This window comes from Falsiroseomonas sp. E2-1-a4 (assembly GCF_051433165.1).
GTDB lineage: Bacteria > Pseudomonadota > Alphaproteobacteria > Acetobacterales > Acetobacteraceae > Falsiroseomonas.
In genome coordinates, this window is the sequence record NZ_JBHMFS010000018.1 from 68,929 (window position 1) to 84,617 (window position 15,689).

A 15,689-nucleotide genomic window follows, 5' to 3' on the forward strand; every position below is an offset into this window, starting at 1 on the left:
CCCCCGACGGGGGAAGAGGGTTGGGTGAGAGGGGCAGGGATGCGCCCCCTGTGAAGGGCGCGGCGGCCGCCGGCTAGTCGTTCGCCGCCCGCAACGCCGCGCAGACCGCATCCGTCACCTGTCGCGTCGTTGCGGTCCCGCCCAAATCCGGCGTGTGCAGCGCGGCATCCGCCGTCACCCGCTCCACCGCGCGCATCAGCCGGTCCGCGGCCGGCTTCTCGCCAAGATGCTCCAGCATCATCGCCGCGGTCCAGAAGGTGGCGACCGGGTTGGCGATGCCCTTGCCGGTGATGTCGAAGGCGGAACCATGGATCGGCTCGAACATCGAAGGCGCGTCGCGTTCCGGGTTGATGTTCGCCGTCGGCGCGATGCCGAGCGAACCCGCCAGCGCCGCCGCGAGGTCCGACAGGATGTCCGCATGCAGGTTCGTGGCCACGATGGTGTCGATGGTTCCGGGCTTGATCACCATCCGCATGGTCATCGCATCCACAAGCATCTTATCCCAGGTGACGTCCGGGAATTCAGCCGCGACCTCGGCCGCGATCTCGTCCCACATCACCATGGCGTGGCGCTGCGCGTTGGACTTCGTCACCACGGTCAGCAGCTTGCGCGGCCGGCCCTGCGCCAGGCGGAAGGCATAGCGCATGATCCGCTGCACGCCCGCGCGCGTCATCACGGAGACGTCCTGCGCTACCTCGATCGGCAGGCCACGATGCACGCGGCCGCCGACGCCGGAGTATTCACCCTCCGAATTCTCCCGCACGATCACCCAGTCCAGCTCGGGGCCGGAGACGTTGCGGAGCGGGCTGGTGATGCCGGGCAGCACGCGGGTCGGGCGGACATTGGCGTATTGGTCGAGCGGCTGGCAGATGGCGAGCCGCAGGCCCCACAGCGTGACATGGTCCGGAATGTCGGGCGCGCCGACGGCGCCGAACAGGATGGCGTCGAATTTGCGAAGCTGATCCGCACCATCCGCCGGCATCATCACGCCATGCTTGCGGTAGTAGTCGGAGCCCCAGTCGAAATCGGTGAAGTCCAGCGTGAAGCCGCCATCGCGCTCGACGCAGACCTTCAGCGCCTCGACGCCCGCGGCGATCACCTCGGGGCCGATGCCATCACCACCCATGGCGGCGATCCGGTAGTTTCGCATGACGATATCCTGATCCGTGCTCGCCCGATGCCGTCAGCCGGAAAGGCCCGGGCATGAGGGCCGCAAGCTATGCGGCGCCCGGGGCTGGCGTCAATTCGGTGCGGCAGCCCCGGACCGGCGCCGGATCAGCGGACCGTGGCGCCCGGCCGGCCCGCGAACAGGCCGGCCACCGCATAGGCGGCGATGGCGGTGCCGAGGCCGCCCGCGACGAAAATGCCGATCGCCAGCAGCCAGTCGGTCGGCCCGCCCATGTCGCCGGGCCAGGAGTTGGTGATGGCGAACATCGCCGCCACCGCGGCCAGGCCACCCAGCACGCCCAGCAGTTCCGCCCGCAGCAGGCGCGGCGCCACCAGGCGGCGGTCGCGCAGCAGCACCACGCCAAGCGCCAGCGTCGCCAGCACGCACAGCACCGCAATCGGCCAGATCGCCCAGCCCAGCATTTCCTGGAACACGGCGAGGAACATCCAGATTTCGAAATCCTGCATGATCTATCTCCCTTGGCTCAGTGACCGTTTGAGAATGCCGGCGGCTGAGGACCCGCCGGTGTTTTCAAACGGCCTCTCATGCGCGGCCGCGCAGCATGGCGAGGTAGGTTGGCTTCAGGCCCACCTCCTTGATGATCCAGGTGACCCACAGCTCCTCCAGCGGCGCGATCAGGCCGGGGAAGGACGGCACGAGATTGTCGTTGTAGTCGAACTCCACCAGCATCGCCCGGCCGATGCGCGTGATCATCGGGCAGGAGGTATAGCCATTGTAGCGGGCCGGACTTTCGCGCCCCTCGATCGTTCCAATCAGATGGTCCACCGCGACCGGCACCTGCCATTTCACGCTCGCCGCCGTCTTGCCCTTCGGCACGCCGGCGACATCGCCGATGCAGAACACCTCCGGGAAGCGGGCGTGGCGCAGCGTGCCGCGATCCACCTCCGCCCAGCCATCGGCGGCGAAGGGGCCGGTCTGCCAGGCGAGCGGTGAATTGCGGACCACCGCCGGCGCGCGCATCGGCGGCACCACATTGATGAAGTCGTAGCCGAGTTCCTGGTCGCCCTGCGGCGTGCGGAAGGTGGCGATGCGCCGGCCGGGGTCGATCGCGCGCAGCACATGGTCGTGGTTCACGCGGATGCCGCGATCCGCATACAGCATCCGCAGCCTCTCGGAGACGATGGGCACGGAGAACAGCACGCGGTTATGCGCGTTGTAGACCAGCTCCGCCTTCCCACGATTGCCGCGGCGGCGCAGGATGTCATCGGTCAGGAAGGCGTATTTCAGCGGCGCGCCGGCGCATTTCATCTCCGTCGCCGGCCGCAGGAACAGGCCCGTGCCGCCACGATCGGCGAAGTCGGACATCGCCCGCCAGGTTGCCGCCGCCTGCTCCGCCCCGGCATAGACGCTGCCCAGCCCGTCCCGGCCGATGCGCGCGACATCCATGCCCTCGATCGCCGCGTAGTCCAGCTGCAGGCCGGTGGCGACGATCAGGTAGTCATAGGCAATCCGCCGCCCGCCCTCGGTGGTGACGCTGCGGCCAACCGGGTCGATCTCCGCGACGGCGTCCTCGATCAGCGAGACGCGGCCGTTGATGTAGTCCCGCGTGGCGGAAAGGACGTAGCCCGGACCCTTCAGCCCGGCCGCGACCAGGGTCAGGCCGGGCTGGTAGACATGTTCCCGCCGCCGGTCGATCAGCGTGATCTGCGCCCCCTCCAGCCGCTGCGTCAGGCGGGACGCGGCGGCCAGCCCCGCGGCGCCGGCGCCGAGGATGAGGATGCGGGCCGGGGTCCGAAGCGGTGCCTGCCCGGATGCCGGCACTGCGGGCGCGAGGCCGAGCGCGGCGGCAGCCGCCAGCAGGCCGCGCCGGCTCAGGGTGCTTGGTGGTAGGGCCATTGGGTTTCCTCCTGCCGGCGCTTGCCAGGCCTTTTCTATTCACACATACGAATATATGAACTTGGTGGAGGAAACTTGCGCCAGATCAACCCGCCTCGGGAAAGCCTGACGCGCATGGGCGGCACGCAAGCGCCAGGGAACCGCCAAAATCGCCCTGCGACGGAACCCGCGCGGTCGCAACGCGCTGGAGGCGCACCCGCCCCGTCACACCCCGGCGCCTTGACGCCAGCGCGCCGCCCGATCCAATGGACCCCATGGAGGCTTCCCAGGACCCCGCCCCCGCCACCCTGCAGCCCGGCACCAATTGCTGGCGCATCAAGCAGGCGACGCGGGCCACCGTCATCATCGACGCCGCGAACTACTTCCGCGCCGCCCGCAGCGCCATGATGGAGGCGCAGCATCGCATCCTGCTGATCGGCTGGGATTTCGATGCGCGGATCGACCTGATCCCGGGCGAGGATTCGCCGGATGCGCCGCGCAGCCTCGGCGCTTTCATCCTGTGGCTGGTCAAGCGCCGGCCGAGCCTCGAGATCTGCCTTCTGCACTGGGACCTCGGCGCGCTGAAGACGCTGTTCCGCGGCTCCACGTTGCTGACGCTGCTGCGCTGGAAGATGCATCCGCGCATCACCTCCCGCCTCGACAGCGCGCATCCGCCCGCCGCCTCGCACCACCAGAAGATTGTCGTGATCGATGATTGCCTCGCCTTCTGCGGCGGCATCGACATGACCGCGGACCGCTGGGACACGCGCGACCATCCGGATGAGGACCCGCGCCGGGTCCGGCCCGGCGGCGCGCCGCACAAGCCCTGGCATGATGCGACCACGGCACTGGAAGGCCCGGCGGCGGCGGCGATCGGCGAATTGGCGCGGGACCGCTGGGAACAGGCCGGCGGCGGCAGCCTCGCCCCCGTCACCCGCAGCGGCGATTGCTGGCCGGAGGGCTTGCCGGCGCAGTTCCGCAACGTGGCGGTGGGCATCGCCCGCAGCCAGCCCGAGATGCCGGACCGGAGCGCGATCCTGGAGGTGGAGCGCCTGTATCTCGACCTCATCGCCTCCGCCCGCCGCATGATCTACGCGGAAAGCCAATACTTCGCGTCCCGCCGCATCGCGGAGGCGATCGCCCGCCGCCTGGCGGAGCCGGATGGTCCGGAGATCGTGCTGGTGAACCCGCTGAGCGCGCAGGGTTGGCTGGAGCCGATCGCCATGGATTCCGCCCGCGCCAGGCTGCGGGAGGCGCTGCGCCGCCTGGACCATCACGGCCGCTTCCGCATCTACCATCCAGAGACGGCAGGCGGGCAGCCGATCTATGTGCATGCGAAGATCATGGTGGTGGATGACCGCGTGCTGCGCGTCGGCTCCTCCAACATGAACAACCGCTCGCTGCGGCTGGATACGGAATGCGACGTGGTGATCGATGCCGCGCTGCCGGGCCAGCCCGACCTCGGCCCCACCATCGCCGCGGTGCGGAACGGGCTGCTGGCCGAGCATCTGGGCGTGACGGTGGATGCCGTGGCGGCGCGCCTTGCCGAGACCGGATCGCTGATCGCCACCATCGAGGGTTTGCGCGGCCCCGGCCGCAGCCTGGCGGCCTATGAAACGCCGGACCTCTCGGCCGTGGAGGCCTGGCTGGCGGACCACGAGGTGCTGGACCCGGAAGGCCCGGACGAGATGTTCGAGGCGCCCGACAAGCGCGGCCTGTTCCGCCGCTTCAGCCGGCTGCGCCAGGCGCGGCCGCCTGCTTGACCCGCATCGCGGCCGAGCGCTTGATCCGCATCGCGGCCGCCTGCTTGACGCATATCAAGGTACCGTCGCGCCGCCCTGACTAGGCTCGGCGGCATGAGCAGCACCCATCCGCGCGCCCTGGACACCACCCGCCTCGCCTTGGCCGAGCGATCCGTGCCGCGCTACACCTCCTACCCCACCGCGCCGCATTTCCATGCCGGCATCGGACCTGCCGACTACACCGGCTGGCTGGCGGCGCAGGATCCCTCGGCGACGCTCTCGCTATATCTGCACGTGCCCTATTGCGCGGCGATGTGCACCTATTGCGGCTGCCACACCAAGGTGACGCGGCAGCAGGCGCCGCTTGATGCCTATGTCGAATCACTGCTGGCCGAGATCCGCCTGCTCGCCGCCGCGACGCCGGCGCGGCGCGTGACGCATCTGCATTGGGGCGGCGGCACGCCGAGCATGCTGGGGGAGGCCGGGCTGGACCGCGTGATGGCCGGGCTGGCCGCGCATTTCGACCTCTCCGGCCTGGCCGAACACGCCATCGAGCTCGACCCACGCAGCCTGACCCGCAGCCTGGCGCGCAAGCTGGCGCAGTTGGGTGTGACGCGCGCCAGCCTTGGCGTGCAGGACTTCAACCCGGCAGTGCAGCACGCCATCGGCCGCGTGCAGCCCTTCGAACTGGTGCAGGCCAGCGTGGAATTCCTGCGCGAGTCCGGCATCGCGTCGATCAATTTCGACCTGATCCATGGCCTGCCGCTGCAGGGCGTGACGGGCCTCGCGCACAGCATCCGCCTGGCGCACAGCTTGGCGCCCGATCGCATCGCGCTGTTCGGCTATGCGCATGTGCCGTGGATGAAGAAGCACCAGCGCCTGATCGACGAGGCCGCGCTGCCCGGCGTGGCGGAACGTCTGGAACAGGCGCGTATGGCGCGCGCGCTGCTGGATGGGCTGGGCTATGTCGCCATCGGGCTGGATCACTTCACGCGCCCGCAGGACCCGATGGCACAGGCCGCGCGCACCGGCACGCTGCGCCGCAACTTCCAGGGCTATACGACCGATGTGGCGGATGCGCTGCTCGGCCTTGGCGCCTCCTCCATCGGCAGGCTGCCGCAGGGCTTCGTGCAGAATGTGGCGGAGACCGGTGCCTGGCGCCGCAGCGTGGCCGTGGGCGTGCTGCCCATCGCGCGCGGCCTGGCGATCACGGCGGAGGATCGTGCGCGCGGGGCGGTGATCGAGCGGTTGATGTGCGACTTCACCGTGCGCCCGCCGCCCGAACTGCTGGCGACGGCGTGGGCGGAGCTGGTGGCGCTGCGGGACGCCGGCATCCTGACGCTGGAGGATGGCGTGGTGGCGATGACAGCGGAGGGTGCGCCCTTCCTCCGCCTCGCCGCCGCCGCCTTCGACGCGCATCTGGCGCGCGCCGGGCGGCATTCCACCGCCGTCTGACCGCTACGCCTCGAAGGCGCGCTCCAGCTTCGCCAGCATCGCCTGTTCGGCCGGCGAAATACGGGCACTGAGGCCGAGGAAGCCACCGGCCGCCTCCGCCACGCCCCGCGCGCGGTCCAGCAGACCGGATTTCAGCGCCTGCCGCGCCGCCGCATCCATGCCGGCGGTGCTGGCGCGGATGTAGTCGGACCAGGTTTCCAGAAGCGCCGGCGGCGGCGGCGCGGAGAGCCACTGCGTCAGCGAACGCTGCGCCGGGCTATCGGCACCGAGGCCGGATTCCGCCGCCGCACGCAGCAGCGCCGCGCGTTCCTTCTCATCCAGCGACCCATCCGCCCAGCCCACCATCACCAGCGGCACCAGCGACAGCGCCGCGAGGGTGGAGGCTTCCAGCCCCTGCGCCGCCAGTCGGTCCAGCAGCGCCGTGTCGGTGATACCGGAGGCGGCCTGCAGGCCCTCACGCCGCGACGCCGCCGCGGCTTCCTCGCGCTGGCGCTGGCGCCAGGCCTCGGTCTCCCGCGCGAAAAAGGCTTCCTCCAGCGCGCGACGGCGATCGTCGAGGAATTCCTGGCTCATGCAATCCACTCCCTCAAGGCAAGAGACCACATCCTAGCGCAGCGCGCGCGCCGGGGCACGGGTCATTCGCGTTGCAACACATGCCCCACCGCGACGGCGCCGAGGCCGATCATATGCGCCATCGCGGTGCGTGCGCCCGGCTGCTGCCGGCCCGTCGCCTCCCCGCGCAACTGACGCACGATCTCCGCCACCTGGCCGATGCCGGTGGGGCCGATCGGGTGGCCCATGCCGATCAACCCGCCGGAGGGATTCACCGCGCAGCGTCCGCCGATCTCCCACGCGCCATCGCGCAGCCGCGCGGCGGCTTCCCCGGGCGGGCACAGGCCGAGCGCCTCGGCATAGACAATCTCCTCGACGCTGAAGGCGTCGTGCAACTCGACGATATCCAGATCTTCCGCGCCGATGCCGGCCTGGCGCAGGGTCTCCAGCCCGGATTGCCGCACCATCTCCAGCATGGCGAAGTCGCCGGGCACTGCTGCCCCCTCGCTGCTGGCGGTGGAGGACAGCACGCGGATGGCGCGGCGGCGGTCCAGCTTCAGGCGCGCCATCGCCGCCTCACTCGCCACGATGACGGCCGCCGCACCTTCCCCGCGTGGGCAGCATTGCAGCGCGGTGAGGTCGCCGGCAACGGGAGCGGAGGCCAGGACCTGTTCCAGCGTGCGCGGCTTGCGGAACTGGGCGAAGGGGTTGCGCGCGGCGCTGCCGTGGTTCTTCACCGCGACGCGCGCCATATCCACTGGCCGCAGCCCGTGGCGGTCCCGCCACAGGCGGGCGAGCAGGGCGAATTCCACCAGCGGGCTGTGATCCGTCGGCGAGAGGCGCGCCAGCCCGTCCTTGTCCAGCGCGCGCTGCGAGGAGCCGTGCTTGTCCACGCCCAGCGCCAGTACGATGTCGCGCTGCCCACTGCCCACCAGCAGGCAGGCCATGCGAAAGGCGGAGGAGCCGGAGGCGGAGGCGTTCTCCACCTGCATCACTTCCAGCCCGGTTGCACCCATATGCCGCAGCATCACGCGCCCTGCCGCCATGCCGAGGCCGGCGGTGCCGACCATCGCGGCCTCGATATCCGGCCAGCCCAGCCCGGCATCCTCCAGCGCCGCGCGCAGCGCTGTCAGGCCCAAGGTGATGTAGGGCGTGTCGCTGGCGAACTGGTAGCGATGCATCCCGATGCCGACGACGCGCACCGGGCGAAGGCTGGCAAGCCCGCTCATGCGCTGGGCCGGAAGCGGCAGACCAGTGCTCCATCCTCCGCCACCAGAACCGCACGCATCTTCGTGCCCGGCGGCGGTTCCGCCGTGGCATCCAGCACGCCATCCACCATCAGGCCTTCGGCGAGTTGCAACCGCGCCACCACCAATGGCGGCACCACGCCCGGCAGAACCGGCTGGTGCAGCGTGATGCAGGCCAGCAGGGTTGCGTGGCCGCTGAGCTCCACCTTTTCCAGCGTTCGCGGACCGTAAGCGGATCTCGGAAAACTCAGCGCGCCGCTGGCCGGATCGCGCAGCGCCAGCAGCACCGCGCCGTCGCCATGCGCTGCGGGGGCATAGAGGGTGGGCTCGCGCAGGTTCAAGACGTTCACTCCCGTTGCGGCCTGCAGGATAGACGCCCCTTGACCGCGCGGGATACTGGCCGGATCGTGGTGGAACGCCGCAAGGAGTTCACTTCGCCATGCCGGACACGCCGCTTCGCTTCACCGGCCGCATCGGCCTGGTCACCGGCGCCGCCTCGGGCCTCGGCCGCGATGCCGCGCTGGCGCTGGCGGCGGAAGGCGCCCGGCTGGTGCTGTTCGACCGCGACGCGGCGGGGCTGGAGGAGACCGCCGCAAGCTGCGCCGGTTCGCAGGCGGTGGTGGGCGATGTGACAAGCGCCGCGGATATGGACCGTGCCGTGGCCGCACTCGATGCGATCGGCCCGGCCACGCTGCTGGTCACCGCCGCCGGCATGCTTGGCCCGACGCGGCCGCTGCCGGAGGTGACCGAAGCCGAGTTCGACCAGGTTTTTGCGGTGAACGTGAAGGGCACCTGGCTCGCGCTCAAGGCGCTGCTGCCGCGCATGGAAGCGGCGGGCGGCGGTGCGGTGGTGACCATCGCGTCGGGCTCCGGCATCGTCGGCAATGCGGTGTTCCCGACCTACTCCGCCAGCAAGGGCGCGGTGGTGCTGATGACGCGCAGCGTCGCCACCGGCCACGCCATGCAGGGCATCCGCGCCAACACCGTCTGCCCCGGCCAGATCGAGACGCCGATGCTGCGCGGCGTCTTCGAACAACTCGGCGATCGTGCGGCCGGCGTGGAGGCGATGTTCCGCGCCAAGAACCCCTCCGCCCGATTCGGCGAGGTGCATGAGGTCACGGCCGCGGTGCTGTTCCTGCTGAGCGATGCGGCCAGCTACATCAACGGCGCGGCGCTGCCGATCGATGGTGGCCGGCTTGCCTGACCCCGCCCGCTTTGCCGGGCAGGCCGCGATCGTCACCGGCGCCGCCCGCGGCATCGGGGCTGCCACGGCTGCTAGGCTACGCGCCGATGGCGCGAATGTGCTGCTGGTGGATCGGGATGAGGCCGTGCTGGCCACGGCGGCGGCACTCGGCGCGGCGTCGCTGATGCTGGATGTCGCAGCGCCCGATGCCGGTTCGCGCATTGTGCAGGCGGCGCTGGACGCCTTCGGGCGCATCGACATGCTGGTGAACAATGCCGGCATCGGCGGATCGCGCCGGCTGGATCAATCGGATGATGCGCTGATTGCGCGTTTCCTCGATGTGAATCTCGGCGCGGTGCTGCGGGTGACGCGCGATGTGCTGCCGCATCTGCCGCGGCCGGGCGGGCGGCCAGGCGGGAGGGTGGTGAATGTCGCCTCCATCTTCGGCATCGCCGGCCATCCCGGCACCATGGCCTATGCGGTAGCCAAAGCCGGCGTCGCGCAGGCCACGCGAACGCTGGCGGCGGAGGTCGGGCCGCAGGGCATAAGGGTGAATGCGGTGGCGCCCGGGGTGATCGAGACGGCGATGACCGAAGGCTTTTTGCGCGATGGCTGGTATGTAAGCGGCATGGTGCAGGCCGCACCATTGCGCCGCGCCGGCACGCCGGAGGAGGTGGCGAGTGTGATCGCCTTCCTCGTTTCCACCGACGCATCATTCGTGACGGGGCAGGTGCTGGCAGTGGATGGCGGCTGGCTCGAAGCCCGCAACGCGCCGCGTGAATAGGGAGACGCCAAGAATGGACATGAGCGTGAAATGGCCGAACGGCGCACGCTGCGCCGTGGCGCTGACCTTCGACTTCGATGCGGAAACACTGTGGCTGTCGCGCGACCCCTCCAACGCCCGCCGCCCCGGCACGCTGAGCCAGGGCGTCTATGGCGCCCGCGTCGGCGTGCCGAAAATCCTGGAGACGCTGGAGGATGCCGGCGTGAAGGGCACCTTCTTCATCCCCGGCTGGACCGTGGAACACCACACCGACCGCGCCGAGATGATCCTGAAGGCCGGCCACGAAATCGGCCACCACAGCTATTCCCACGCCTGGCCCGATCCGGACGCGCCGGAGAAGGACATTGAGGAGATGGAGAAGGGCCTAGACAGCCTGAAGCGCGTGCTCGGCGTGGTGCCGAAGGGCTACCGGTCCCCGGCCGGGGAAACGACGGATGAGCTGGTGCGGCAGCTCGACAAGCACGGCTTCCTGTATGACAGCTCGATGATGGGCGATGTGAATCCCTATCGCCTGCCGCATCCGGATGGCGGCCGGCAATTGGTGGAACTGCCCTATCACTGGAGCCTGGATGACGCGCCCTTCGTGCTGTTCAGCGTGAAGACGCCGCGCCCGATCATGACCAACAGCCACATCCGCGAGGTCTGGCAGGAGGAATTCAAGGAAATCCACCGCTGGGGCGGCTTCTACAACCTGGTCATGCACCCGCAATTGACGGGCCGCCCCAGCCGCATCGCCCTGCTACGCGAAATGATCGCCTTCATCCGTGGCTTCGAGGGCGTATGGTTCGCGAGCTGCACCGAAATTGCCGAAGCCTGGGCCGCCCAGGAAACCCGCTGAGGAGAGACGACCATGCAGATCACCAGGCGACAGGCCCTTGCGGGCGCCGGCATCACCATTCTCTCGGCCGGCGCATCCTCGCGCGCCCAGGCGCAGGCGGCGCCATTCCGCTTCATCACCAATGTCGGGTTGCAGAACCTGGACCCGATCTCCAGCCCCAGCTTCGTCACCCGCAATTTTGCGTACCTTGTCTTCGACACGCTCGTCTCGATGAACGGCCGCGGCGAGTACAAGCCGCAGATGCTGGCCGGCTGGGAGATCAGTGGCGACACGCTGACATGGACGTTCACACTACGTCCGGGCCTCGCCTTCCATGACGGTAGCCCGGTGACGGCGGAGGATTGCGTCGCGTCCCTGAAGCGCTGGGGCGGCCGCGATTCCATCGGCCGGCGCCTGATGGCGTCCACCGAAAGCCTGACGGCGACGGATGCCCGCAAATTCACGCTGAAGCTGGCCAAGCCCTTCGGCGGCGTGCTGGAGGCGCTGGGAAAACCCTCCGTCCATGTGCCCTTCATCATGCCGGCGCGCATCGCCAACGGCACGCCGCCCTCGCAGCAGGTGCAGGAGATCATGGGCTCCGGCCCCTTCATTTTCCAGCGCGCCAACTGGATCCCCGGCGAGCGCGCCAGCTTCACCCGCAACGCGAACTACGTGCCGCGGGATGAGCCGGCGGATGGCCTGGCCGGCGGCAAGGTGGTGAAGCTCGATCGCGTCGAGATGGCGACGATGGCCGACCCTGGCCTGCGCGTCGCGGCGCTGCAGACCGGCGAAGTGGACTATCTGGAATACGCGCCGGTGGACTACCTGCCGCGCCTGCGCACCAACCGCCAGATGAAGATCGCCGAGGCCGGTGGCCAAGCGACGCTGATGTATTGCGCCAGCCTCAACCACTACCTGCCACCCTTCAACAACGTGCTGATGCGCCGCGCCGTGCAGCAGGCGCTTGACCGGACGGAGGTGCTGGCCGGCGCCGGCTTCGGGGAAGGCCTGGGCCAGCCCGATTGCGCCAGCCTGTTCATGTGCGGCGCGCCCTATTCCAGCACGCTGGGCAGCGAGTTGATCCAGCGCCCGAGCCTCGATGCCGCCCGCGCCCTGCTGCAACAGGCCGGCTACAACAATGAACGCGTAGTGCTGCTGCACCCGGCGGACAGCCCGCTGCTGAACCCCTACGGCCTGGTGATGATCGACCGGCTGAAGCGCGCCGGCTTCAACCTGGATGTGCAGGCCAGCGACTGGGCCTCCATCGCGCAGCGCTGGGTGCAGCGCCAGCCGCTGGACCAGGGCGGCTGGAACATCGTGCCGGTGGTCTATACCGGCTTCGATCTGGCGAACCCTCTGTCCAACATGGGCGTCGGCTTCAACTGCACGGACAACCAGCCCTGGGGCTATTGCGTGGACGAGATGTCCCCGGTGCTGGCGCAGTTCGAGGCCGAGGGCGACCCGGCGAAGCGGCGCGAATTGGCGGCGCAGTTGCAGAAGATCTCCTTCGAAAACGCCACCTTCCCAATCGCCGGCCAGTTCCGCAGCCCGGCCGTCTGGCGGGCCGAGCTGCGCGGCGTGATCGATTTCGGCTTCCCGGTGATCTGGAACATCGAGAAGCCGGCCCGCTAAACAGCGGGGGCGCGGTCTGCGGCCCGGCATTGCGGCACCCGCCGCAATGCACGCGGCCTGTCTCGTAACGATCTGCTGGACAACCTGATGTTGCAGCGCAGTCCTGGTGGTGGCAGTCTTCTTGCGCTGTGCGTGATCGTTTGACCCGGCCGCGCATGGCGGGCTTGGCGCAACTCGACGTCCTGCCCGCATCCAGCGACGAGTGAGATCCACCGACCCGATGCCATACGCAGCCCAGGGCTGTCTTGGCCCCAGTGCCGTCGCAGCCTCGCCCCTGGCGCCGTACAAGCCCCGGCCAGCAGCCCCGGCGGAAGCGCGGCGCCTGGTTCTGGCCGGGCCGGGCCGGCTGCTGCTGGGCAATCTGGTGGCGGCGCTGCTCTATGCCGGCCTTGGCGCGGCGGTCGGCACCTTCTTCGGGCAATATGGGCTGTTCCCGGCGCCGATCTGGCTGCCGGCCGGCATCGCCGCGGTCGCCTGCCTGATGGGCGGCGCGCGGCTGGTGCCGGGTCTGTTCCTCGGCTCCTTCGCGGTCAATTGGCTGCTGCTGGATGCCAGCCTGCTGACCTCCGTGCTGATTTCCCTGTCCAACAGCCTCGGGCCGCTGGCCGGTGCGTTGCTGACGCGGGCGCTGCGGCCGCCGACCGGCCTCTTCACGCGGCTGCGCGGCGTGCTCGGCTTCGTTGCAGGCTGCGTCGTGCTGCAGGCGGTGCTGACGGCGGCCGGCGGCACGGCGGGGCTGCTGCTCGCCGGCGGCCTGTCGGTGGAGGCCGCCTATTCGGTGTTTTCCCGCTGGGCGCTGTGCGAGGCGGGCGGCGTGTTCTTCTTCGCGCCGACGCTGCTGCTGTGGATGGGGATCGAGCGCACCCCGACCTCCCCCGCGCGACGCATCCTGGCCGATGGCTCACGGGGTGCCCCGGCCATTGGCGACCGCGCGGTGCTGGCCGCCGCGGCCGGCCTCGCCACCCTGGTCTTCGCCCTGCCGCCCCCGGCCGCCGCCCTGGTGCAGCCGGAGGCGGTGGTGCTGCTGACCATTCCGGTCACCTGGGTCACGCTCCGCATCTCGCTCCGTGCCGCCTACAGCCTGCTGACGCTGATCTCGGTGGTGGCGACGGTGGGCACGCTGGCCGGGCTTGGCCCGTTCCAGCCGGAGCTGGTCGCCAACCCGCTGCGGGCGGTGGGCATGATGATCGTGCTGATGGCGACCAACGCGCTGGTGCTGATGGCCCTTCTGAGCGAGCGGCGGGAGGCGGAGACGCTGCTGGCCGAAAGCAACATCCGCCTGACCGCCGAGGTCGCCGCACAGACCGCGGAGCTGCGCCACCGCGCGGAGACGGACCACCTCACCGGCATCGGCAATCGCGGCCATTTCCTGTGCCGGCTGCGCGAGGCCTTCGTCGAGGCGCGTCGGCAGGGCGGCAAGCTGGCGCTGGTGGTGATGGACCTGGACCATTTCCGCCCGCTGAACGATATGCGCGGCCACGCCGCCGGTGATGCCGCGCTGCAGGCCGTGACGCAGATCGGCCGCGCCCAGTTGAAGGACCTGCCGGCGCATTTCGGCCGGTTGGGCGGGGAGATCTTTGCCATCGCCCTGCCCGGCGCCGGTGCGGCGGAGGGCGCATCGCTCGCCGAGGCGCTGCGCGCCGCCATCGCCCGGCACAGCTTCCTGCTGAATGGGGACGAGGTGCCGGCGAGGCTGACCGCCAGCCTCGGCGTCACCAGCCTGCTGGCGGGCGATGTCTCGCCCGAGGAATTGTTGCAGCGGGCCGATGCGGCGGTGTTCCTGGCCAAGGCCAAGGGGCGCAACCGGGTGGAACTGCGGATGGTGAGCGAGGCGCCGAAGGAGATGCGCGCCAGCAACCTGTCGCGTTAACCCAGGCCCAGCAGCGCATACAGCCGCTGCGCGGGCGGCCAGGCTTCCATGACCTCGGCGCGGAACACGTAGCCCGCATAAGCCGCCAACCCCAGCACCAGCACCGTCAACACCCACCCGGCCACCGCGAAGCGGTCCGGCGGGCTGGACGGGGCCAGGGCAAGCCTGTCCTCCGCCGCGGCGCCGGGCGGCAGTGGGCTGCGCAGCGGGGCCGGGCGGGGCAGCGGTGGGTCGGGCGGCGGTTGGGGCGCCGGGGGGGCCACGGGCTCGGCGGGCCGCTCGGCCCGCGCGTTCATCTGCGACTCGGGTCGCGGCGCGGGCGCCGGCTCGGCGGCCGGCGGCTCCGGCAGCGCGGCCCGGAAGCTGTGGCCGCAGCGGGCGCAGCGCAGCATCCGTGGCCCGGCGGCCAGCGCCTGGTCCGGGACATCGTATTCGGCGCTGCATTTCGGGCAGGAAATTCGCATGTGGTCGCAGTTTTGCGGCGCCGCGCGTCCGGCGTCCAGCCACGAAGCGGCGGCTAATGTCGCATCGCCACGCCAGCATCATTTGGCGCCACGCCCGCTGCGTGGCAGACAGGGCCGATGGTACGCTTCGAGGCGGTCGGCCTCCGCTACCCCGGCGGTGGCCCGCATACCGGATCATGGGGGCCGGAGGCGCTGGTCGATGTGACCTTCGCGCTGCCCCAGGGGTCCTTCACCTGGCTGCTCGGCCCCTCCGGGGCGGGCAAATCCTCGGTGCTGCGCCTGATGCATCTGGCGCTGCGCCCCACACGGGGGGAGGTGGAGGTGCTGGGCCTGCGCACCGCCCAGGCCCGCCGCGCCGCGCTGGCGCCGGTGCGGCGGCGGATCGGCGTGGTGTTCCAGGATTTCCGCCTGCTGCCCTACCTGTCCGCCTTCGACAACGTGGCGCTGCCGCTGCGCCTGGCCGGGCGGCCGGAAGCCTCGCTGCGTGCCGATGTGACGGAAATGCTGCGCTGGGTCGGCCTGTCGGCACGGGCGGAGGCGCTGCCGCCGGAGCTTTCGGGCGGCGAACAGCAGCGCATCGCCATCGCCCGCGCCGTGGTGCACCGCCCGGCCCTGCTGGTGGCGGATGAGCCGACCGGAAACCTGGACAGCCACCAGGCCCGCCGCCTGCTGGCCCTGCTGCGGGAAATGAACCGCCTGGGCACCACCGTGGTGGTGGCGACCCATGACGAGGACCTCGTCTCCCGCTTCCCCGCCCCGTCCCTGCTGCTGCACGACGGCAGGCTGCATGACGTGGATGGCGCCCGCGGCGTCGACTCGGCCGAGGGCTATGACCCGGAAGGCCATCCCGGCGCCTGGCCGGAAGCGCCGCCGGCGGAGGATGCCCATCCCACGGACCCGCCGCCGCTGGAATCCTACCCCGACCCGGCCGAATTCCCG

14 protein-coding genes and 1 pseudogene are annotated in these 15,689 nt (G+C 70.4%); 8 read left to right on the forward strand and 7 right to left on the reverse strand.

The features are described 5' to 3' along the window. Positions 1-73: 73 nt before the first annotated feature. The 3 genes from ACFHNC_RS18740 to ACFHNC_RS18750 form a co-directional block, all read right to left on the reverse strand. Complete coding sequence (locus ACFHNC_RS18740) at positions 74-1,150, reverse strand: tartrate dehydrogenase (protein ID WP_437170763.1); 1,077 nt, start codon at positions 1,148-1,150, stop codon at positions 74-76. 125 nt (positions 1,151-1,275) lie between these two features. Continuing rightward, entirely contained in the window at positions 1,276-1,635 is a 360-nt protein-coding gene (locus tag ACFHNC_RS18745) for a DUF5368 domain-containing protein (RefSeq protein ID WP_437170764.1), read from the reverse strand. Positions 1,636-1,711: 76 nt separating this feature from the next. After that, complete coding sequence (locus ACFHNC_RS18750) at positions 1,712-3,025, reverse strand: NAD(P)/FAD-dependent oxidoreductase (RefSeq protein WP_437170765.1); 1,314 nt, start codon at positions 3,023-3,025, stop codon at positions 1,712-1,714. Positions 3,026-3,279: 254 nt separating this feature from the next. Between ACFHNC_RS18750 and ACFHNC_RS18755 the strand changes: the two genes are divergently transcribed. Beyond that, on the forward strand, positions 3,280-4,767 hold the full coding sequence (locus ACFHNC_RS18755; protein WP_437170766.1) for a phospholipase D-like domain-containing protein: 1,488 nt from the start codon (positions 3,280-3,282) through the stop codon (positions 4,765-4,767). A gap of 93 nt (positions 4,768-4,860) precedes the next feature. Then, entirely contained in the window at positions 4,861-6,201 is a 1,341-nt protein-coding gene (gene hemN / locus ACFHNC_RS18760; RefSeq protein WP_437170767.1) for an oxygen-independent coproporphyrinogen III oxidase, read from the forward strand. Between the two features lie 3 nt (positions 6,202-6,204). Here hemN and ACFHNC_RS18765 read toward each other — a convergent pair whose 3' ends face one another. The 3 genes from ACFHNC_RS18765 to ACFHNC_RS18775 form a co-directional block, all read right to left on the reverse strand. Then, positions 6,205-6,774: a hypothetical protein gene (locus ACFHNC_RS18765; RefSeq protein ID WP_437170768.1), complete on the reverse strand. Its 570-nt coding sequence runs from the start codon at positions 6,772-6,774 to the stop codon at positions 6,205-6,207. Positions 6,775-6,836: 62 nt separating this feature from the next. Next, positions 6,837-7,982: a thiolase family protein gene (locus tag ACFHNC_RS18770; protein WP_437170769.1), complete on the reverse strand. Its 1,146-nt coding sequence runs from the start codon at positions 7,980-7,982 to the stop codon at positions 6,837-6,839. Further along, positions 7,979-8,341, reverse strand: a complete 363-nt coding sequence (locus ACFHNC_RS18775; protein ID WP_437170770.1) for a hypothetical protein — start codon at positions 8,339-8,341, stop codon at positions 7,979-7,981. The genes ACFHNC_RS18770 and ACFHNC_RS18775 overlap by 4 nt, the downstream gene beginning before the upstream one ends. 98 nt (positions 8,342-8,439) lie before the next feature. On the opposite strand from ACFHNC_RS18775, the gene ACFHNC_RS18780 reads away from it, so the two are divergent. The 5 genes from ACFHNC_RS18780 to ACFHNC_RS18800 all read left to right on the forward strand — a co-directional run bounded on the left by ACFHNC_RS18780 (position 8,440) and on the right by ACFHNC_RS18800 (position 14,286). Beyond that, entirely contained in the window at positions 8,440-9,204 is a 765-nt protein-coding gene (locus ACFHNC_RS18780) for an SDR family NAD(P)-dependent oxidoreductase (protein ID WP_437170771.1), read from the forward strand. After that, the gene (locus tag ACFHNC_RS18785; protein ID WP_437170772.1) at positions 9,197-9,967 is read left to right on the forward strand and encodes an SDR family NAD(P)-dependent oxidoreductase; all 771 of its coding nucleotides are present in this window, start codon (positions 9,197-9,199) and stop codon (positions 9,965-9,967) included. The genes ACFHNC_RS18780 and ACFHNC_RS18785 overlap by 8 nt, the downstream gene beginning before the upstream one ends. A 13-nt stretch (positions 9,968-9,980) precedes the next feature. Next, positions 9,981-10,805 (forward strand): polysaccharide deacetylase family protein, encoded by an 825-nt coding sequence (locus ACFHNC_RS18790; protein ID WP_437170773.1) that lies wholly within the window; start codon positions 9,981-9,983, stop codon positions 10,803-10,805. Positions 10,806-10,817: 12 nt separating this feature from the next. After that, positions 10,818-12,416, forward strand: a complete 1,599-nt coding sequence (locus tag ACFHNC_RS18795; RefSeq protein ID WP_437170774.1) for an ABC transporter substrate-binding protein — start codon at positions 10,818-10,820, stop codon at positions 12,414-12,416. Positions 12,417-12,636: 220 nt separating this feature from the next. Beyond that, positions 12,637-14,286, forward strand: a complete 1,650-nt coding sequence (locus tag ACFHNC_RS18800; RefSeq protein ID WP_437170775.1) for a diguanylate cyclase — start codon at positions 12,637-12,639, stop codon at positions 14,284-14,286. Here ACFHNC_RS18800 and ACFHNC_RS18805 read toward each other — a convergent pair. Next, on the reverse strand, positions 14,283-14,750 hold the full coding sequence (locus tag ACFHNC_RS18805) for a zinc-ribbon domain-containing protein (RefSeq protein WP_437170776.1): 468 nt from the start codon (positions 14,748-14,750) through the stop codon (positions 14,283-14,285). The genes ACFHNC_RS18800 and ACFHNC_RS18805 overlap by 4 nt on opposite strands. A gap of 117 nt (positions 14,751-14,867) precedes the next feature. On the opposite strand from ACFHNC_RS18805, the pseudogene ACFHNC_RS18810 reads away from it, so the two are divergent. Continuing rightward, a pseudogene (locus ACFHNC_RS18810) lies at positions 14,868-15,536 on the forward strand (cell division ATP-binding protein FtsE); the annotation flags it as partial. Between the last annotated feature and the right edge of the window lie 153 nt (positions 15,537-15,689).